Annotated in this window: 14 protein-coding genes; 2 read left to right on the top strand and 12 right to left on the bottom strand. The window is 73.4% G+C overall.

Annotated elements, in window-relative coordinates; all coding sequences use genetic code 11:
• Positions 1–22: 22 nt before the first annotated feature.
• Together IE95_RS0113845 and IE95_RS0113840 are read left to right on the top strand one after the other, a co-directional pair.
• Positions 23–595, top strand: coding sequence for a TetR/AcrR family transcriptional regulator (locus tag IE95_RS0113845; RefSeq protein WP_030152212.1), 573 nt, complete (start codon positions 23–25; stop codon positions 593–595).
• A gap of 168 nt (positions 596–763) precedes the next feature.
• The gene (locus IE95_RS0113840; RefSeq protein WP_030152211.1) at positions 764–3,058 is read left to right on the top strand and encodes an exo-beta-d-1,3/1,6-glucosidase; all 2,295 of its coding nucleotides are present in this window, start codon (positions 764–766) and stop codon (positions 3,056–3,058) included.
• Positions 3,059–3,153: 95 nt separating this feature from the next.
• Here IE95_RS0113840 and IE95_RS0113835 read toward each other — a convergent pair whose 3' ends face one another.
• The 12 genes from IE95_RS0113835 to IE95_RS19065 form a co-directional block, all read right to left on the bottom strand.
• Entirely contained in the window at positions 3,154–3,792 is a 639-nt protein-coding gene (locus IE95_RS0113835; RefSeq protein WP_129429594.1) for an NUDIX domain-containing protein, read from the bottom strand.
• Between the two features lie 7 nt (positions 3,793–3,799).
• Complete coding sequence (pyrG, locus tag IE95_RS0113830) at positions 3,800–5,476, bottom strand: CTP synthase (protein ID WP_030152209.1); 1,677 nt, start codon at positions 5,474–5,476, stop codon at positions 3,800–3,802.
• Positions 5,477–5,603: 127 nt separating this feature from the next.
• Entirely contained in the window at positions 5,604–7,292 is a 1,689-nt protein-coding gene (gene murJ, locus IE95_RS0113825) for a murein biosynthesis integral membrane protein MurJ (RefSeq protein ID WP_240666348.1), read from the bottom strand.
• Positions 7,289–8,185, bottom strand: a complete 897-nt coding sequence (locus IE95_RS0113820; protein ID WP_030152207.1) for a hypothetical protein — start codon at positions 8,183–8,185, stop codon at positions 7,289–7,291. Before IE95_RS0113820 ends, murJ begins: the two co-directional genes overlap by 4 nt.
• 5 nt (positions 8,186–8,190) lie before the next feature.
• Complete coding sequence (locus tag IE95_RS0113815) at positions 8,191–9,249, bottom strand: copper transporter (protein ID WP_030152206.1); 1,059 nt, start codon at positions 9,247–9,249, stop codon at positions 8,191–8,193.
• Positions 9,250–9,334: 85 nt separating this feature from the next.
• A complete protein-coding gene (gene steA / locus IE95_RS0113805; protein ID WP_030152205.1) occupies positions 9,335–10,519 on the bottom strand; it encodes a putative cytokinetic ring protein SteA in 1,185 nt (394 codons plus the stop codon).
• 5 nt (positions 10,520–10,524) lie between these two features.
• Entirely contained in the window at positions 10,525–12,273 is a 1,749-nt protein-coding gene (gene recN, locus IE95_RS0113800) for a DNA repair protein RecN (protein ID WP_030152204.1), read from the bottom strand.
• Positions 12,274–12,275: 2 nt separating this feature from the next.
• Positions 12,276–13,271, bottom strand: a complete 996-nt coding sequence (locus IE95_RS0113795; RefSeq protein WP_051703127.1) for an NAD kinase — start codon at positions 13,269–13,271, stop codon at positions 12,276–12,278.
• Positions 13,268–14,293 (bottom strand): TlyA family RNA methyltransferase, encoded by a 1,026-nt coding sequence (locus IE95_RS0113790; protein ID WP_129429586.1) that lies wholly within the window; start codon positions 14,291–14,293, stop codon positions 13,268–13,270. The genes IE95_RS0113795 and IE95_RS0113790 overlap by 4 nt, the downstream gene beginning before the upstream one ends.
• Positions 14,294–14,295: 2 nt before the next feature.
• Complete coding sequence (locus IE95_RS20475; RefSeq protein ID WP_030152201.1) at positions 14,296–14,526, bottom strand: hypothetical protein; 231 nt, start codon at positions 14,524–14,526, stop codon at positions 14,296–14,298.
• Positions 14,527–14,637: 111 nt separating this feature from the next.
• Positions 14,638–15,654, bottom strand: a complete 1,017-nt coding sequence (locus IE95_RS0113780) for an HAD-IIA family hydrolase (RefSeq protein WP_030152200.1) — start codon at positions 15,652–15,654, stop codon at positions 14,638–14,640.
• A complete protein-coding gene (locus IE95_RS19065; RefSeq protein WP_206053369.1) occupies positions 15,651–16,400 on the bottom strand; it encodes a tetratricopeptide repeat protein in 750 nt (249 codons plus the stop codon). The genes IE95_RS0113780 and IE95_RS19065 overlap by 4 nt, the downstream gene beginning before the upstream one ends.
• Positions 16,401–17,642 lie beyond the last annotated feature (1,242 nt).

Here is a 17,642-nt window from a genome sequence, read left to right as displayed (position 1 = left end):
GCATCCCGCATAGGATCGTCGGGTGGCGAGGGACGGGGTGTACGCGAAGGGGCGGCTCAAGCGCGAGGAGATCCTCGACGTCGCGCTCGAGGTCTTCGCCGACGAGGGGTACCGCGGCACGAGCCTGCGGACGATCGCGACACGCTGCGGCCTGACGGTCGCGGGGGTCATGCACTACTTCGACTCGCGCGAGGACCTGCTCACCCAGGTGATCGTCCGTCGCGACCAGACGGGCCGCCCGATAGACCACGACGCCCCTCGCACGCTCGCCGAGAACCTCCGGGGCAACGCCGAGCGCCCCGGGCTGGTCGAGCTCTTCGTGTCCCTGACGGCGGCGGCCCGCGACCGTGAGCACCCCGCCCACGAGGTCCTGGCCCAACGCTACGCGGGCCTGCGGGACACGCTGCGCGAGGACGTCGTCGCCCGGCAGGACGCAGGCGAGCTGCCCGCGCACCTCGACCCGGACGCGCTCGCGCGTCTGATCCTCGCGACCGCCGACGGTGCGCAGCTCCAGTGGATGGTCGACGACGAGGCCACCCTCGCCGGGCCTCTCGACACGCTGCTGTACGACGTGCTGGGCCTGGCACGCCCCTAGGCCCCGGCCGGGCCACGCGGGTTCACGGCGCACCCTCAACGTCTCGCTCCTTCACGTCGAACCACTTACCTACCAGTGTATGGTTTTCTGGAACCGCCTGTGGAAGGCCCCGATGCCCCCGGCCCTCCGCGCCCCGCGCCACCGTCGTCGTCTCGAAGGGACACCTCCATGTCCGACTGCCTCCCCTACCAGGACCCCACCCTCCCGGTGCCCGAACGCGTGACCGACCTCGTCGGCCGCATGACGCTCGCGGAGAAGGTCGGCCAGATGATGCAGCTGGGCGCGGCCGACGGCGTCGAGCGGCTCGTGAACGAGGTGCACGTCGGCTCGATCCTGCACACGTCCCCCGAGAACGCGCTGCTCGCGCACGAGCTCACGGCACGCAGCCGCCTGCAGATCCCGCTGCTCATCGCCGAGGACTGCATCCACGGGCACTCGTTCTGGTACGGCGCGACGATCTACCCGACCCAGCTCGGCATGGCGGCGACCTGGAACCCCGAGCTCCTCGAGCGCGTCGCCCGGGCCACCGCGGTCGAGGTCGCCGCGACGGGCATCCACTGGACCTTCTCGCCCGTGCTGTGCATCACGCGCGACCTGCGCTGGGGGCGCGTGAGCGAGACGTTCGGCGAGGACCCGTTCCTCATCAGCGAGCTCGCGTCCGCGATGGTCCGCGGCTACCAGGGCGACGGGCTCGCAGACCCCACCGCGATCCTCGCGACCGCGAAGCACTTCGCCGGCTACTCCGAGACCCAGGGCGGGCGCGACGCGAGCGAAGCCGACATCTCGCGCCGCAAGCTGCGCTCCTGGTTCCTCCCGCCGTTCGAGCGCGTCGCCCGCGAGGGCTGCCGGACCTTCATGCTGGGCTACCAGTCGATGGACGGCGTCCCGATCACGGTCAACGAGTGGCTCCTCAGCGACGTGCTGCGCGGCGAGTGGGGCTACACCGGCACCCTCGTCACGGACTGGGACAACGTGGGCCGCATGGTCTGGGAGCAGCACATCCAACCCGACCACACGCACGCGGCAGCCGCCGCGGTGCGCGCCGGGAACGACATGGTCATGACCACGCCCCAGTTCTTCGAGGGAGCCCAGGAGGCCGTCCGCCAGGGCCTGCTCGACGAGGCACGGCTCGACGCGGCGGTCGCCCGCATCCTCACGCTGAAGTTCGAGCTCGGACTGTTCGAGAACCCTCGTCGCCCCGACCCCGAGCGTCAGGCCCAGGTCGTCGGCTCGTCCGACCACGCCGACCTGAACCTCGAGGTCGCACGCCGCTCGCTCGTGCTGCTCACGAACGACGGGACGCTCCCCCTCGGCGGCGCGCTCGTCGCGGGACAGGACGGTCGTGCGGTCGCCCCGAGCGCCGGGACCCCGGCCCGGCGGGTCGCGGTCGTCGGCCCCAACGCCGACGACCCGCACGCCCAGCAGGGCGACTGGGCCGGGGCGTCCGGCCAGGTCGACTGGCTGCCCGACGGCCACCCGCGCGAGATGACCCAGACGGTCCTCGACGGCTTCCGGGACCACGTCCCCGCCGGCTGGGAGGTCACGCACGCGCGCGGCGCCGACATCCTCACGCTCGTCCCGGACCCTGAGGGCGCCTTCTTCCCCGACGGGCAGCCCCGCCCCCAGGTCGTGCTGCCCGCCGAGCCCGACGCCGCCCTGATCGCCGAGGCGGTCGCGGCCGCGCGCGACGCCGACTACGTCGTGGCCGTCGTCGGGGACCGGATCGAGCTCGTGGGCGAAGGTCGGTCCACGGCGACGCTCGACCTCGTGGGCGCCCAGGTCGCGCTCCTCGACGCCCTCGCGGAGACCGGCACCCCGCTGGTCGTCGTGGTCGTCGCCTCCAAGCCGCTCGTCCTGCCGCCCTCGGCACGCGGCGCGGCCGCGATCGTGTGGGCCGCCAACCCCGGCATGCGCGGGGGGCGCGCGGTCGCGGAGCTCGTGCTCGGCCTCGTCGAGCCGTCGGGCCGCCTGCCCCTGTCCTTCGCCGAGCACGTCGGACAGCTTCCCGTCTACTACAACCAGCTCCCGGGCCAGCACGGGACCCGCTACGCCGACCTCACGCAGCGCCCGCCCTTCGCGTTCGGCGAGGGGCTGAGCTACACGAACGTGGAGTACTCGGCGCTGACGGTCCGCGAGGACGTGCTCGGCCTCGACGACACCGTGCACGCGCAGGTCACGCTCACCAACACGGGCGCGCGACCGGCCCGGGAGACCGTCCAGGTGTACGTGCGGGACACGGTCACCTCCGTCACGTGGGCAGAGAAGGAGCTCAAGGCGTACCAGCAGGTCGACGTCGCCCCGGGCGAGTCGGTCGTGGTCGACCTCGCCCTGCCGGTCGCGGACTGCACGCTCGTCGACGCACACGGCCGACGCGTCGTCGAGCCCGGCGCGTTCGAGCTGCGCGTCGGCCCGTCCTCGCGTGACGAGGTGCTGCTCGTGGCCGGCTTCACGGTCACGGGCTGAGGCGAGCGCTTCGGGCGACCAGGCCGGGACGTGACGAAGGGCCCGACGGCGCGTGACGCCGTCGGGCCCTTCGTGGCAGTGCTGCGGTGCGCGCCTCAGGCGCGCGGGTCTCCCCCGCGCCGCTCGGGCCACGGGCTGTCGGCCGGGCGCAGGGCAGACCAGCCGGTCGCGCGCGCAGCCGCAGCAGCCAGGATCCCGACGACGGCCGACGGGTTGTGCAGGTCGCCCGCCAGGACCGCGGACACGGCCTCGTCGAGCGGCACCCAGCGCAGCACCATGCCCAGCTCCTCGGCCTCACGCTCGTGGCGCTCGGCCTCGGGGACCGGCGACAGGTCACGGGCGAGGAAGACCCGCAGCGCCTCGTTGCTGCCGCCCGGCGTCGTGAAGTAGTCCGCGAGGACGTCCCAGCGCGCGGCGCGCAGGTCGGCCTCCTCGAGCAGCTCGCGGGCGGCCGCGGCCTGCGCGTCCTCCCCGTCCACGTCGAGCAGACCGGCCGGGGGCTCCCACAGCTCGCGCCGCACCGGGTGCCGGTACTGGTGCAGCAGCAGGACCCGCTCGTCCTCGTCGAGCACGATGATCGCCACCGCGCCAGGGTGGTCGACGAACTCACGCGTCACGACACCCCCCGCACCCAGGTCGACGGACTCCGAGCGCAGGTCGAAGATGCGGCCCGCGTGCAGGACACGCGCCTCGCCGACATCCCGGGAGATCGGGACGTCGGCGAGCGGGCGCACGCTCACGTCAGGCCGTCCGAGCCTCGAGCGCCGCCGCGACCAGGCCCGCGAACAACGGGTGGGCGCGCGTCGGGCGGCTCTTGAACTCCGGGTGCGCCTGCGTGCTCACGTAGTACGGGTGCACCTCGGCCGGCAGCTCGACGAACTCGACGAGCGACGAGTCGGGCGACGTTCCGGAGATGATCAGGCCTGCCTCCTCGAGGCGAGCGCGGTAGGCGTTGTTGACCTCGTAGCGGTGGCGGTGACGCTCCGTGACCGTCTCGGAGCCGTAGGTCTTCGCGACCACGGAACCGGGGCGCAGCGCGGCCTCGTACGAGCCCAGGCGCATCGTGCCACCCAGGTCGCCCGCGCCCTCGACGATCGCGAGCTGCTCCTCCATGGTGGCGATGACCGGGTTCTTGCTCTCCGGGTCGAACTCGCTCGACGACGCGTCCTCGATGCCGAGCACGTTGCGCGCGTACTCGATGACCATCGACTGCAGGCCCAGGCAGATGCCGAGCGTCGGCACCTTGTTCTCACGGGCCCAGCGCAGGGCACCGAGCTTGCCCTCGATGCCGCGCACCCCGAAGCCGCCCGGGACCAGGATCGCGTCGGCCCCGCCGAGCGCGTCCTCGGCGCCCTCGGGCGTCTGGCAGTCGTCCGAGGGGACCCAGCGGATCGTGACCTTCGCGTCGTTCGCGAAACCGCCCGCGCGCAAGGCCTCCGTGACGGACAGGTACGCGTCCGGCAGGTCGATGTACTTGCCGACGAGCGCGACCTCGACCTGGTGCTCGGGCTGGTGCACGCGCTCGAGGAGCTGCGACCACCCGTCCCAGTCCACGTCGCGGAACGCCAGGCCCAGGCGGCGCACGACGTACGCGTCGAGGCCCTCCGAGTGCAGCACGCGCGGGATGTCGTAGATGCTCGGTGCGTCGATCGCGTTGACCACGGCCTCGTTGTCCACGTCGCACATGAGCGCGATCTTGCGCTTCACGGGCTCGGGGACCACGCGGTCCGCGCGCAGGACGATCGCGTCGGGCTGGATGCCGATCGAGCGCAGGGCGGCGACCGAGTGCTGCGTCGGCTTGGTCTTGAGCTCGCCCGACGGGCCGATGTACGGCACGAGGGAGACGTGCAGGAAGAAGACGTCGTCGCGACCGAGCTCGTGCCGGACCTGGCGGGCCGCCTCGAGGAACGGCTGGGACTCGATGTCGCCGACCGTGCCGCCGATCTCCGTGATGATCACGTCGACGCCCTCGCCCGCCTGGGCGCGCATGCGCGACTTGATCTCGTCGGTGATGTGCGGGATGACCTGCACCGTGTCGCCGAGGTACTCGCCGCGACGCTCCTTGGCGATGACCTGCGAGTAGACCTGGCCCGTCGTCACGTTGGACGAGGCCGGGAGCTCGACGTCGAGGAACCGCTCGTAGTGCCCGATGTCGAGGTCCGTCTCGGCACCGTCCTCGGTCACGAAGACCTCGCCGTGCTGGAACGGGTTCATGGTGCCGGGGTCGACGTTGAGGTAGGGGTCGAGCTTCTGCATCGTGACGCTCAGGCCACGGGATCGGAGCAAGCGACCCAGGCTCGAAGCCGTCAGCCCCTTACCGAGAGAGGAGGCCACGCCGCCGGTCACGAAGATGTGCCGGGTGCTGTGGTCCGAGCGGCCGCCGGTGAGGGCGTGGGGTCTGTTCAGGTGATCTGCCACGGAACTCCATCCTAACAGTGACTCGTCGGGGCCGCTCCGGATCCGGGGGTCCGCGACCGTGGGATGACTCTCAGTCGGGCCGTTCGCCCTCCAGTCTGCGCCCGGCCGGCGGGTAGCGCCCAGCGCCTCAGGCGTCCGGGCTCGCGTCGGCGGGTGCGGGGCCCCGCCCGCGCCGCACCAGTCCGACGACGGACGACCGGTCCGCGACGAACGCCAGCCCGACCACGACGACCGCCGCCAGGACGGCGACCCCGAGGCCCACGGCGAGGGCCACCACGACGTGCGCGTCGTCGGGCAGCACGAGCGCGCTGAGGGCACGCCCTGCGGCGCCGCCGAGCACCACGCCCAGGACCACGACGAGGACCGTGCGGAGCACGCCGGCCACCGCCGTCGGCCCCGCATGACGACGCACCGCGAGCAGGAGCAGGAGGCCCGCGACCGTCATGCCCACCGCGGTCGCGAGGCCGAGCAGGCCCAGCACGCGCACCTGGTCCCCCGCGCCGAGCACGGCGGGGCCCGCCACAGCGAGCAGGGCGACGACGCCCCACCCGGTCGCCGTCGCGACGACCGCCGCGCGCTGCCGGTCCAGGACGTAGAGCGCGCGCGACAGGTGCAGGATCAGGGCGAAGCCCACGATGCCCGGCGCCATGGCGGCGGTGGCCACGCCCAGGCCCTCGACGGACCCGTCGGCGACCACGGCGAAGACCGACTCGACCGCTGCCGAGGCCGCGACGAGCGCGGCCACCCCCACGCCCGAGACGAGCAGGATGGTGCGCGTCGTCGACGCCAGCAACCTGCTGAAGAGCTCGTGGCTCCCCTGCGCCACGTGCTCCGCGAGTCGCGGGAACGCGCTCGTCGCGAGCGGGAACGCGAGCACCGCGTAGGGCAGCAGGTAGACCTGCTGGGCGTAGAAGTATGTCGGGAACGTCGCCTCAGGGCCGAAGTTGTTGGCCGCGTACATGGCCGCGAGCACCGACACCTGCTGCGCGACGAGCGCCCCCACCCCCGCGAACGCCAGGTTGCGGGCCCGGACGCCCTCGCCGCCGGGGAAGCGCAGGGTCGGGCGCAGCCGGGTCCCCGTGCGGGCGACCGGGACGACCAGCGGCAGGGCCAGTGCTGCGACCCCGAGCGTCGTGCCCCAGCCGAGCCACGCGATCGCGCTCGACGACAGCGCCGCCACGTCGTTCTGATCCCCGTCCGCCATGCCCGCGAACACGAGGTACACCCCGATGACCACGACGCTCGAGACGAGCGGCGCGAAGGCCTGCCAGAAGAAGCGCTTGTGCGCCTGGAGGATCCCCCCGAGGATCACCGCGAACCCGTACATCGGGATCTGCAGCGCGAAGACGCGCACGAACAGGGCCGTGACGTCGACGAGGTCGGGGTGCTTGTCCATCAGCACGTAGGCGATGGGGTACGCCAGCGCGGCGAGAAGAGCGCCCAGCGGGACCAGGACCAGCAGGGTCCAGCCGAGCAGCGCCGAGGCGATCCTCGAGACGTCGACACGGGCCCCCCGCGCGATGGGGCCCGCCAGCAGCGGGACCACCGCGCCGGCCAACGCGCCACCGGCCGCGACCTCGAACAGGACGTTGGGCAGGATGTTGGCCGACGTGTACGCCGTCCCGATGCCCTCGGTGCCGACCGCCGACGCCATGACGAGCGACCGGGCGAAGCCCACGAGGCGGCTCGCGATCGTGACGACCGTGATCATGAGCGCCGCACCCGCGAGCGTCTGCGTGCCCGCACGCAGCCGGGAGCCACGTGCGGGTCGTGGCGCGGGCGCGGTCTCCGGGCCCGGCGTCACGTCCTCGTTCAAGCCGGTGCGTCCAGACCGGACGGCGACGGGGCGGCGGTCGTCGCGGTGCTCGTGGACGTCGGACGGCGGCCCCACTGGTCCACGCGACGCAGCACGTCGTTGCCGTCGATGATCTTCGAGAAGCTGACCTTCTCGCTCGCGACGTTGAGGCCCAGGATGCCGGCGAGCGCGACCAGCCGGACGAACCGAGGCGCACCGAACGCGATCTGCGTGCCGACGAGTGCACCGAGCGCGTTCGCGCCCCCGTCGCCGAGCATGTCGCGCTCGCCCAGGTCGCCAGGAGCGGCTGCGGCCGCGGCGCCCAGCACGGCGCCGGACGTCGCCCCCACGGGCGTCACCGTGAGCGGGACCGCCAGGGCCGCGCCCGCCTTGAGCGCACGTCCGGGACGCAGGTCGAGGAGGTTGAACAGGTTGGCGCTGAGCGCGACGATCGAGCCGTTGACCGCGACGTCCGTCAGGTACCCCAGGGCCGAGCCCGTCCGGCGCGTGCCGACGAAGGCAGCGGTGAGCGACGTCGTCCCGATCCCGAGGACCTTGAGGCCGCCCGTGGTGACGTGGCCCTCGAGCAGCGCGCCGACGTGCCCCTTGATGCCCTTGGTGCGCGTGGACGGGTCCTCGGCGAGGTCGTCGACGAGCCCGAAGGCCCCGCCCCCCGCCGTCGCCAGCGCGGACGCGGTCCGGGTGCGGGCGTCCGGGCCCGCGACGAGAGCACCTGCCACGAGACCCGCGGCGACCGCAGGGCCCTCGAGCAGGCTGATGGGCTCGCCCCGGTGGTTGGTCCGGGTCCAGCGCTCGTCCCCACCGGGCGGGGTCGCGTCGAGGTACGCGCGAGCGGTCGCCGTGGCCGCGGCCGACGTGACGGCGGCTCCCACCGTGCGCCAGAACCTGCCCATGAGCGTCAGCCCTCCGTCGGCGTGTCGGTCGAGCCTGCGGTGGCGTCGGTGCCCGAGGTCGACTCGGGGACGCCCGGAGGCGTGCGGTCGACCGGGGGGAGCTGCACGGCGGGCGGGATGACCGCGGTCGCTCCCTCCTCGAAGCCGTACTGGCCGACCTGGTCGCCGAGGCGTGCGGCGAGGGCGAGCGGCACGGAGATCTGACCGGGTGCGTCCTCGATGCCGCTGACTGTCGAGAGCACCGCGGCGAGGTCACCGTCGGCCGTGATCGTCGAGATGAGGTCGCCGGGGACCGGCGTCGAACCCGCGACGAGCGCCCCCTCGGACCGCGCCTGCGCGGCCTGGGCGAGCAGGACCTCGATCGAGACGGCGTACGCCTTCGCCTCGTCGACGGATGCTCCCTCGGTCGTGTCCGCCGCGGGGACGGCCTTCGGCTGCGGCTCGAGCAGGAGGACGACGTCCGCGGGCACGTCCTGCGGCTGCACGACCTCGATGAGCTTCGCGTCGGCCAGCTTCTGCTCGATCAGGACCGCCTCCGAGGTGCGAGCCTCGGGGGCCGTGAGCTGCTTCGCGGTGAGCGACGTCGCGAGCGCTGCGGCCAGCTTCTCGTCGGTGCCCGCTTCGTCGACGCCGGGCACGAGGTTGGTCACCTCGGTCGCGGCGGTCTTGCGGACGTCCTGCTGGGTCTCGGCGGTCCAGTCCGCGCCCAGGCGCACGTGCCCGACGACGCTCGCGCCGGCGTTCTCCAGCTGTTCCCGCACGGCCTCGTAGCGGTCGCCGTCGACCTCGCCGAGGTCGACGACCGCGACCCGACGGTCCTGGAGGGAGCCGTCGACGAGCTGGGGGCCCGCAGCGACGATGAACTCCTTGTTGTCGGCGGCCTCGAGGTTCGTCGCGTCAAGCTGGTCGCGCAGCTCGTTGCGCTCGAGCCGCAGCTGCTCGACCTGCCCCGTGAGCTGGTCGCCGATCGCACCCTGCAGCGGACCGGCGCCCAGGATGATGCCGACCGCCAGCGCCAGGAAGACCGAGATCAACGAGACGATGTGGTACCTGAAGTCGATCACTGTGCTGTTGCGTCCTTCGTGTCCGTGCGGGGCGACGTGCGGTCGGTGCGCGTCAGGGAGGTGGGGAGGTCGGTCGTGCGGGAGCTCATGCGCCCCCGAACAGTGCGCCGATCCACGAGACGAAGTCGTCGAAGCGGGCGCCGATGATGCCGAAGACCGTCTGCCCCGCGGCCGTGGACCACATCGCCATGATCACGGCGAAGAGCCCGGCGAGCGAGAGCAGCGTGAGCTGCAGGTTCGAGATCCGGTGCTGGTAGAGGCGCGAGACGCCCTTGGCGTCGACGAGCTTGCCGCCCACGCGCAGTCGTGTGAGGAACGTGCTCGCCATGCCCGAGCGGCCCTTGTCGAGGAACTCGACGAGCGTCGCGTGCGTACCGACCGCGACGATGAGCTCGGCGCCCTTGTCGTCGGCCATGAGCATCGCGATGTCCTCGCTCGTGCCGGTCGCGGGGAAGACCACGGGCTCGACGCCGAGTGCCTGGACCCGCTCGAGCCCGGGCGCCTTGCCGTCACGGTAGGCGTGCACCACGATCTCGGCACCGCACGAGAGCGCGCGGTCGGAGACCGAGTCCATGTCGCCCACGATCATGTCGGGCTTCCAGCCCGCGTCGAGGATCGCGTCGGCGCCGCCGTCGACCCCGATGAGCAGGGGTCGGTACTCCTTGATGTACGGGCGCAACGTCGCGAGGTCCTCGCGGTAGTGGTAGCCGCGCACGACGATCAGGACCTGACGGCCCTCGATATCGGTGCGGATGTCCGGGACGCCGACACCGTCGAGCAGGAGCTCTCGCTCGCGCCGCATGTAGTCCATGGTGTTCTCCGCGAAGCGCTCGATCTCCTCGGACAGCCCCGCGCGGGCCTCGTCGAGGCTCACGGCGATCGTCTCGGGGGTCTGCCGCACGCCCTCGGCGAGCAGGTCCTCGCCCGCGTACACCTTGCCGTCCTCGAGCCTCAGCTCACGGCCGTCGGAGATGCTCATGATGCCGCTGCCGAGGTCGTCGATCAGGATGATCCCGGCGTCTACCAGGATCTCCGGCCCGAGGTTCGGGTAGCGGCCCGAGATCGACTTCGCGGCGTTGAGCACCGCGAGCGGCTTGGCGGTGACGAGGGCGTCGGCCGCGACACGGTCGATGTCGAGGTGGTCGATGACCGCGACGTCACCGGGCTTGAGCCGCTTGGTGAGGGCCTTGGTGCGGGCATCGACGCGGGCGGGGCCGCTGGTTCCCGGCTCCGCCACGTCGGACGTAGTTCTGCGCAGAGTGATTCTCATCGCGGCTATCGTCCCACGACCGAGGACTCGAGCAGTTCGAGCGCGTGCTGGCGGGCGGCGTCGGACTCCTCCTGCCCGGAGAGCATGCGCGCCAGCTCGCGGACGCGGTCCTCGCCCGTGACCTCGTGCACGCCCGTGACCGTGACCGGGTCGACACCCCCGACGCCACCTGCGGACTTGGTGACCACGAGCTGGGAGTCGGCGAACGCGGCGACCTGCGCGAGGTGCGTCACGACGATCACCTGGGCCGTGCGGGCCAGCGACGCGAGGCGTCTGCCCACCTCGACGGCCGCGCGTCCGCCGACGCCCGCGTCGACCTCGTCGAAGACGAACGTGGGCAGTGGTGCGGCGTCGTCGGTTCCCGCGTCCGCGCCCGACGTGGCCAGCGCGACCTCGATCGCGAGCATCACGCGCGAGAGCTCACCGCCCGAGGCCCCCTTGCCGAGCGGCCTCGGCGGGGAGCCGGGGTGGGGCACGAGCGAGAGCGTCACGACGTCCGCGCCCCACGGGCCGGGCTCGTCGGCGGGGGTCACGTCGACCACAAGGCTCGACCCGGTCATGGCGAGCCCTGCGAGCTCGTCCGTCACGGCACGCGCGAGGCGCTCCCCCGTCGCGGTGCGTGCGGCGGTGATGCGGGTGCCGAGCGCGGACAGCGTCGCGGTGAGCTCGTCGGCCCGCTCGGTCATCGAGCGCAGCCGCTCGCCGCCGTCGTCGAGGTCGAGCAGGCGCAGCCCGGCGTCGCTGGCCCAGGCCAGGACGTCGTCGATCGTGTCGCCGTAGGTGCGCGTGAGCCCGCCCAGGGCGGCCAGACGCGTGTGCGCCTGCTCGAGCCCGCCCGGGTCGGCCTGGAGGTCCTCGACGTAGCCCGAGACCTCGGTCGCGATGTCGGCGAGCACGTACCCGACGCCCGCGATGCGCTCGACGAGACCGGTCAGGCCCGGGTCGAGGTGGCTCGCGGTCTCGAGCGCACGCCGGGCGCGTTCGACGGCCGACGTCGCGTCCCCGGGGACGTCGCCCCCGTCGAGGGCGTCGTCGCCCACGATCGCGTCGTGCGCGGCCTGCGCCCCCAGGCGCAGCTCTTCGGCGTTCCCGAGGCGCGCGACGAGGGACGTGAGCTCGGTGTCCTCGCCGGGCTGCGGGTCGACGCGCTCGATCTCGGTGAGCCCGATGCGCAGGAGCTCGGCCTCGCGCGCGCGCTCCTGTGCGCGTGCCGTGAGGTCGGCGATCTCGTCGAGCAGGCCGGTGCGCTCGACCCACGCCGCCCGGTACTGGTCGAGGAGCTCGGCGTGCGCGCGCCCGGCGAACGCGTCGAGCGCGACGCGCTGGTGGCTCGGGGTGCGCAGGCGCAGCTGGTCGGCCTGCCCGTGCACGGTCACGAGGTCGTCGGCGATCTCCGCGAGCACGCCCTGGGGCACGCTGCGCCCACCCAGGTGTGCACGCGAGCGTCCCTCGGCCGCGACGGTCCGCAGGACGACGACCGTCCCGTCGTCGTCGACGCTCCCGCCGGCCTCGTCGATGCGCTGCCCGACGGCGTCGCGCCCGCTCACGCGCAGGCGCCCCTCGACCACGGCACCGGTCGCGCCGGGGCGCACCGACGACGGGTCGGCCTTGCCGCCCATGAGCAGGCCCAGGCCGGTCAGGACCATGGTCTTGCCGGCACCGGTCTCCCCCGTGATGACCGTCAGGCCGGGGTGGAGCGGGACACGGGCGGCACGGATGACACCGAGGTTCTCGATCGAGATCTCTTCGAGCACGGTCAGTCCTCCTTCGGGTCGGGAACGGTGGGGCGCGGGCCGCCGAGCCGAGCGGCGTCCACGGCGTCGGCCGCGGCCTTGCGCGCGACACGGACGGCGTCTGCGGCATCCTCGGCGACGCGGCCGCGCCAGCCGACGACGGGCAGCGAGAACTTGGACACGAGCCGGTCCGTGAAGGGGGCGGTGGAGAGCCGCGCGAGGCGGATCGGCGAGGCACCGCGCGAGACCTCGACGCGCGCACCTGCGGGCAGGTCGATGCGTCGGCGCCCGTCGCACGTGAGCACGGCCGGGCCGGAACGCTGGAGGAGCTCGAGCGCGAACGTCGACGTCGGGCCGACGACGAGCGGCCGTGCGAACAGGGCGTGCGCCGCGAGCGGCACGAGCAGCATCGCGTCGACGTCGGGCCACACGACAGGTCCCCCGGCGGAGAACGCGTGCGCGGTCGACCCCGTCGCGGTCGACATGACCACCCCGTCGCAGCCGAACGACGACAGCGGCCGCCCGTCGACCCCGATCGCGACCTCGATCATGCGTTCGCGCGACGCCTTCTCGACCGTCGCCTCGTTGAGCGCCCAGCCGATCCGTGGTTCGTCCTCACCGGGCAGCGTGACGCGGACCTCGAGCACCCCGCGCTCCTCGACCACGTAGTCGCGGGCGGCGAGGCGCTGGACGGCTGCGGGCAGCCCCTCGCGCTCGGCCTCTGCCAGGAAGCCCACGTGTCCGAGGTTGACGCCGAGCAGAGGGACGCCCGTGCCGTGCGTGAGCTCGGCGGCACGCAGGATCGTGCCGTCGCCGCCGAGGACCATGACGACCTCGGACTCCGCGACGCCCTCGCGCGTGCGCAGCTGGGCCATGTGGTCACCGAACGTCTCGGCGAGGTCGTCGTCGTGCAGCCCGACCTCGAAGCCTGCGTCCTGGAGCTCCTTGACCGCCTCGTGCAGTGCGACGACCGCCTCGGGGCGTCCGCCGTGCGTGACGATCAGCACTCTCCTGGTCACTGGGCTCCTCCGGTCGGTCGTCGGTCCGCGGCGGCGCCGTGGTCCTGGGTGGGCGCACCGTCGTCGGGCGCCGGCTGCGGGTCTGGTTGCGAGTCTGTCAGGTCCGCGACGCCGCGAGGGGGTGCGGGCGACGTGACATGAGCGACGCCCGGGGCGTCGGCCGGCTCGTCGACCGTGGCCACGACCGGGACGGTCGACACCGCCGAGGACACGGCGTGCTCGACCGCGTGGGCGAGAGCCTCGCGGTCGACGGGCGCGGGGGCTTCGACCGCGCGCAGCCACACGAAGAACTCGCGGTTGCCGCTCGGACCGGGCAGCGGGCTGGGGATCACGCCGAGCGGGCGCAGGCCGAGGCCGGCCGCGTCGAGGGCCACATCGAGCACGGCGCGCCCGTGCAGCGCCGGGTCGCGGACCACTCCCCCGGTGCCGAGCCGTTCGCGCCCCACCTCGAACTGCGGCTTGACCATGAGCAGCAGGTCCGTACCGGGAGCGACGACCGCTGCGACGGGGGGCAGGACCAGGCGCAACGAGATGAAGGACAGGTCGGCCACGACCAGCTCGGGCGCCTCGTCGAGGTCGCCCGGGGCGAGGTCGCGCACGTTGAAGCCTTCGCGGACCACGACGCGCGGGTCCTCGCGCAGCGCGGGCACGAGCTGGTCGTGCCCGACGTCGACCGCCACGACGCGTCGCGCTCCACGGCGCAGCAGGACGTCGGTGAAGCCGCCGGTCGACGCGCCCAGGTCGAGGCACGAGGCGTCCGCGACCCGTGGGGCACGGTCCGGCACCGTGGTGGTGATCGCGTCGAGGGCTCCCGCGAGCTTGAAGGCCGCACGGGAGGCGTAGCCGGGGTCGGTGGGGTCCTGCTCGACGGCGACGCTCTGCTCGTCCGTCACCGGCAGCGACGGCTTGGCGACGGTCCTGCCGTCGACCGTGACGCGTCCGGCGGCCACGAGCTCGGCGGCCTGGCGCCGCGACCTGGCGAGGCCGCGGCGGACGAGCTCGGCGTCGACGCGTGCGCCCACGCTCAGTCCTCCGCGTCCGCGAGACGCTCCTGGAGGGCCTCGTGGATCGCGTCGAACACTGCGACGTGGTGGGTCAGGGGGGCGTCGGCGAGCTCGTCGAGCCGGCCGAGCGCCTGGGCGACCGCGTCGTCGGCAGGCTCGCTGCCCGACGGCGTCGCGCCGGTCCGCACGTCCCCGGGGGTGGGGACGGGGGTCTGGGTGGGGGCGCCGTCGTCGACGGTGTCCTGCGCCATGCGTGGACCTCCAGTCCGTTCCAGGGTGCGGTGCGCCGCACCGGTGGGTGGAGCGCGGCTCACGGCCGCACGTCACCGCACCGGTGCAACGCTACCGGTCAGGTCACGATCTCAGGGGGTACCGACAGCCAGCTCGGGGACGGTGTCCGCATCCACCGCACCGCCCGCGTCGACCGCGGCCCACGCCGCGCCGCACGCGGCGCGGATGAGGTCGACCCCTGCGGGGCCGGTCAGCTCGAGCGCGCCGTCCGTGACGCGTGCTGCGGCCTCGCCGCACGTCCACCAGCCCTCGGGGCCCTGGGTGGGTGCCGCGTGGGGCTCGAGCAGGCTCAGGAGGTCCGCACCGATGTAGTGCGGACGCAGCCCGGGCTCGGCGAGGACCGCGTCACGGCCCCCGTTGACGCCCGTCAGGACGTGCAGCCCCGGGTAGCCGCCCGAGCGGGCGCCCGCGAGGTCGGTGTCCAGGCGGTCACCGACAACGAGCGGCGAGGACGCCCCGGCCCGCTCGATCGCGAGCCGGTACATCGTCGGCGAGGGCTTGCCGGCGCTCGACGGCTCGACCCCCGTCGCGGCCTGGACGGCCCGCACGAGCGAGCCGTTGCCCGGCGCGAAGCCCCGGGCGGTGGGCAGCGACAGGTCGAGGTTGCTCGCGACGTGCCAGGCACCGCGCTGGATCGCGTAGGCAGCCTCCGCGAGCTGGGCCCAGCCGAGCTCGGGCGCGAAGCCCTGCGCGACCGCGACCGGGTCCTCGTCGGCGCTCTCGACGATCACGAAGCCAGCGTCGTGCACGGCGGTGAACAGTCCCGCACCGCCGACGACGAGGACGCGAGCCCCCGGCTCCAGGCGGGTCCGCAGGAGCGCGGCCGCCGCCTGCGCGGCGGTCATGACCTCCTCGGGCGACGTCGGGATGTCGAGCTCGGTGAGCTGCGAGGCCACCGACTGCGGCTCGCGCGACGCGTTGTTCGTCACGAACACGAGGCGCATGCCCGCGGCACGGGCTCCCCCGAGCCCGGTCGCGGCGTTCGGGATGGGCTCGTGGCCGCGGTAGGCGACACCGTCGAGGTCGACGAGGGCCAGGTCGTAGCGTTCCGCGAGCGGGGTGTCGCTCGCGATCAGCCCCAGGCTCACTTGGTCTCCTCGTCGTTCTCCGTGCCCGACGCCGCAGCATCCGTCTCGTCTGCGGGCTCGGCCGCCGACGTGGTCGTGTCGTCGGTCTCGTCGTCGCCGTTCGCCTCGTCGTCGATCTCGACGGCGTCCTCGGTCAGGTCGTAGACGACGACGTCCTCGTCGAGGGACGTGCCGAGGGCGGCGGCCAGCGCACGGGGGTCGACGTCCGCGAGGATCGCGGCCGCTTCCTCGGTGCGGCCCGCGGCCTCCAGGACGCTGGCCTTGGTCTGCAGCACACGGAGCGCCAGGTCACCCGTGGCGTCAGCCGCGGGGATCTGGTCGAGCACCGCGAGGGCGGCCTCGAACTCGCCGAGGTCGACGCGCGCACCGCTCACGACGAGCGCGAGCTCGGTGCGACCCGTGGCGTCGAGAGTGCTCGCCTCCTCCGAGGCGGCCAGGGCGATCGCGCGCTCGGGCCGCTCCAGGCCACGCTCGCAGTCCGCCATGATCGGCAGGTGCTCCGAGGACCCGTTGAGACGGCGCACCGTGCGCAGCTCACGCAGCGCCTCGGCGTACCGGCCGGTCTGGTAGGCCGTCAGCCCCGCGGCCTCACGGACGACGTCGACGCGGCCGGCGCGACGCACCGCGGCCTGGGCGTGCTCGTAAGCCAGCTCGGGGTCGGTGTCGATCAGCTTGCCGGCCATGACGAGGTGTCGACCGACGACCGTCGCGTTCTCCTTGCTCAGCGTCCGGAGACGACCGCGCACGTCACGATCCAGGTCGGAGAACTGCACCGCCTCGTCGATCTCAGGGCCTGCGTGACGCTGGTCCTGCGGCGGACGAGACTGCCGCTCACCCTGATCCGTCGAACGCTGCGCGCGGTCGCCGTAGCTCTTGCGCTCACCGCCGCCGGACTGGGGACGGTCACCGTGGGGACGGCGCTCACCAGAGCCGGAGGACTGCGGACGGTCACCGTACGAGCGGCGCTCGCCAGAGCCACCGGACTGGGGGCGGTCACCGTACGAGCGGCGCTCGCCAGAGCCGGAGGACTGCGGACGGTCACCGTACGAGCGGCGCTCACCGGAGCCGGAGGACTGGGGGCGGTCGCCGTACGAGCGGCGCTCACCAGAGCCGGAGGACTGGGGGCGGTCGCCGTACGAGCGGCGCTCACCGCCACCGTAGGACCCGCCACCGGACTGGGGGCGGTCGCCGTAGGAACGGCGCTCACCGGAGCCGGAAGACTGGGGGCGGTCGCCGTACGAGCGGCGCTCACCGGAGCCGGAAGACTGGGGGCGGTCGCCGTACGAGCGGCGCTCACCAGAGCCGGAGGACTGGGGGCGGTCACCGTAGGAACGGCGCTCACCAGAGCCGGAAGACTGCGGACGGTCACCGTACGAGCGGCGCTCACCGCCACCGTAGGACCCGCCACCGGACTGCGGACGGTCACCGTACGAGCGGCGCTCACCAGAGCCGGAAGACTGCGGACGGTCACCGTACGAGCGGCGCTCACCGCCACCGTAGGACCCGCCACCGGACTGCGGGCGGTCGCCGTACGAGCGGCGCTCACCAGAGCCGGAGGACTGGGGACGGTCACCGTAGGAACGGCGCTCACCGCCACCGTAGGACCCGCCACCGGACTGGGGACGATCACCATAGCTCTTGCGCTCGCCGCCGCCGGCGCGCGGCGGCTTACCCGCGGCGCCATCACGACGGGGAGCTCCCTGGTTGCGGCCCTGGGAGCCGGAGGAACGACCGGTGTTGCCGGACCGCCCTGCCCCGGAAGACCTACGGTCGCGGTCGTCGGCGTGACGTTCTGGGCTGTCGTTCACAGCGGTGTCCCTTCGATATGCACTGACGTTCATCATCCCACGAGCAGGGTCGCAGGGGCTTGCCCGGTAGGTCACAGGCACGCCAAAGGCCCACCCCGTGTGGGGTGGGCCTTTGGTGAATGGTTGTCCGGCGGCGACCTACTCTCCCACCCCGTCTCCAGGGCAGTACCATCGGCGCTG

Source organism: Oerskovia turbata, assembly GCF_000718325.1.
Lineage (GTDB): Bacteria > Actinomycetota > Actinomycetes > Actinomycetales > Cellulomonadaceae > Oerskovia > Oerskovia turbata.
The sequence above is the reverse complement of the archived record's forward strand: the minus strand, read 5'-3'. Positions and strand labels throughout refer to the sequence as shown.

What these genes read in the sequence shown, in the direction of transcription:
- IE95_RS0113840 (WP_030152211.1), top strand. Translation starts at nt 764, where the DNA reads ATGTCCGACTGCCTCCCCTACCAGGACCCCACCCTCCCGGTGCCCGAA.
- IE95_RS0113820 (WP_030152207.1), bottom strand. Translation starts at nt 8,185, where the DNA reads ATGGGCAGGTTCTGGCGCACGGTGGGAGCCGCCGTCACGTCGGCCGCG.
- steA (WP_030152205.1), bottom strand. Translation starts at nt 10,519, where the DNA reads ATGAGAATCACTCTGCGCAGAACTACGTCCGACGTGGCGGAGCCGGGA.
- IE95_RS20475 (WP_030152201.1), bottom strand. Translation starts at nt 14,526, where the DNA reads ATGGCGCAGGACACCGTCGACGACGGCGCCCCCACCCAGACCCCCGTC.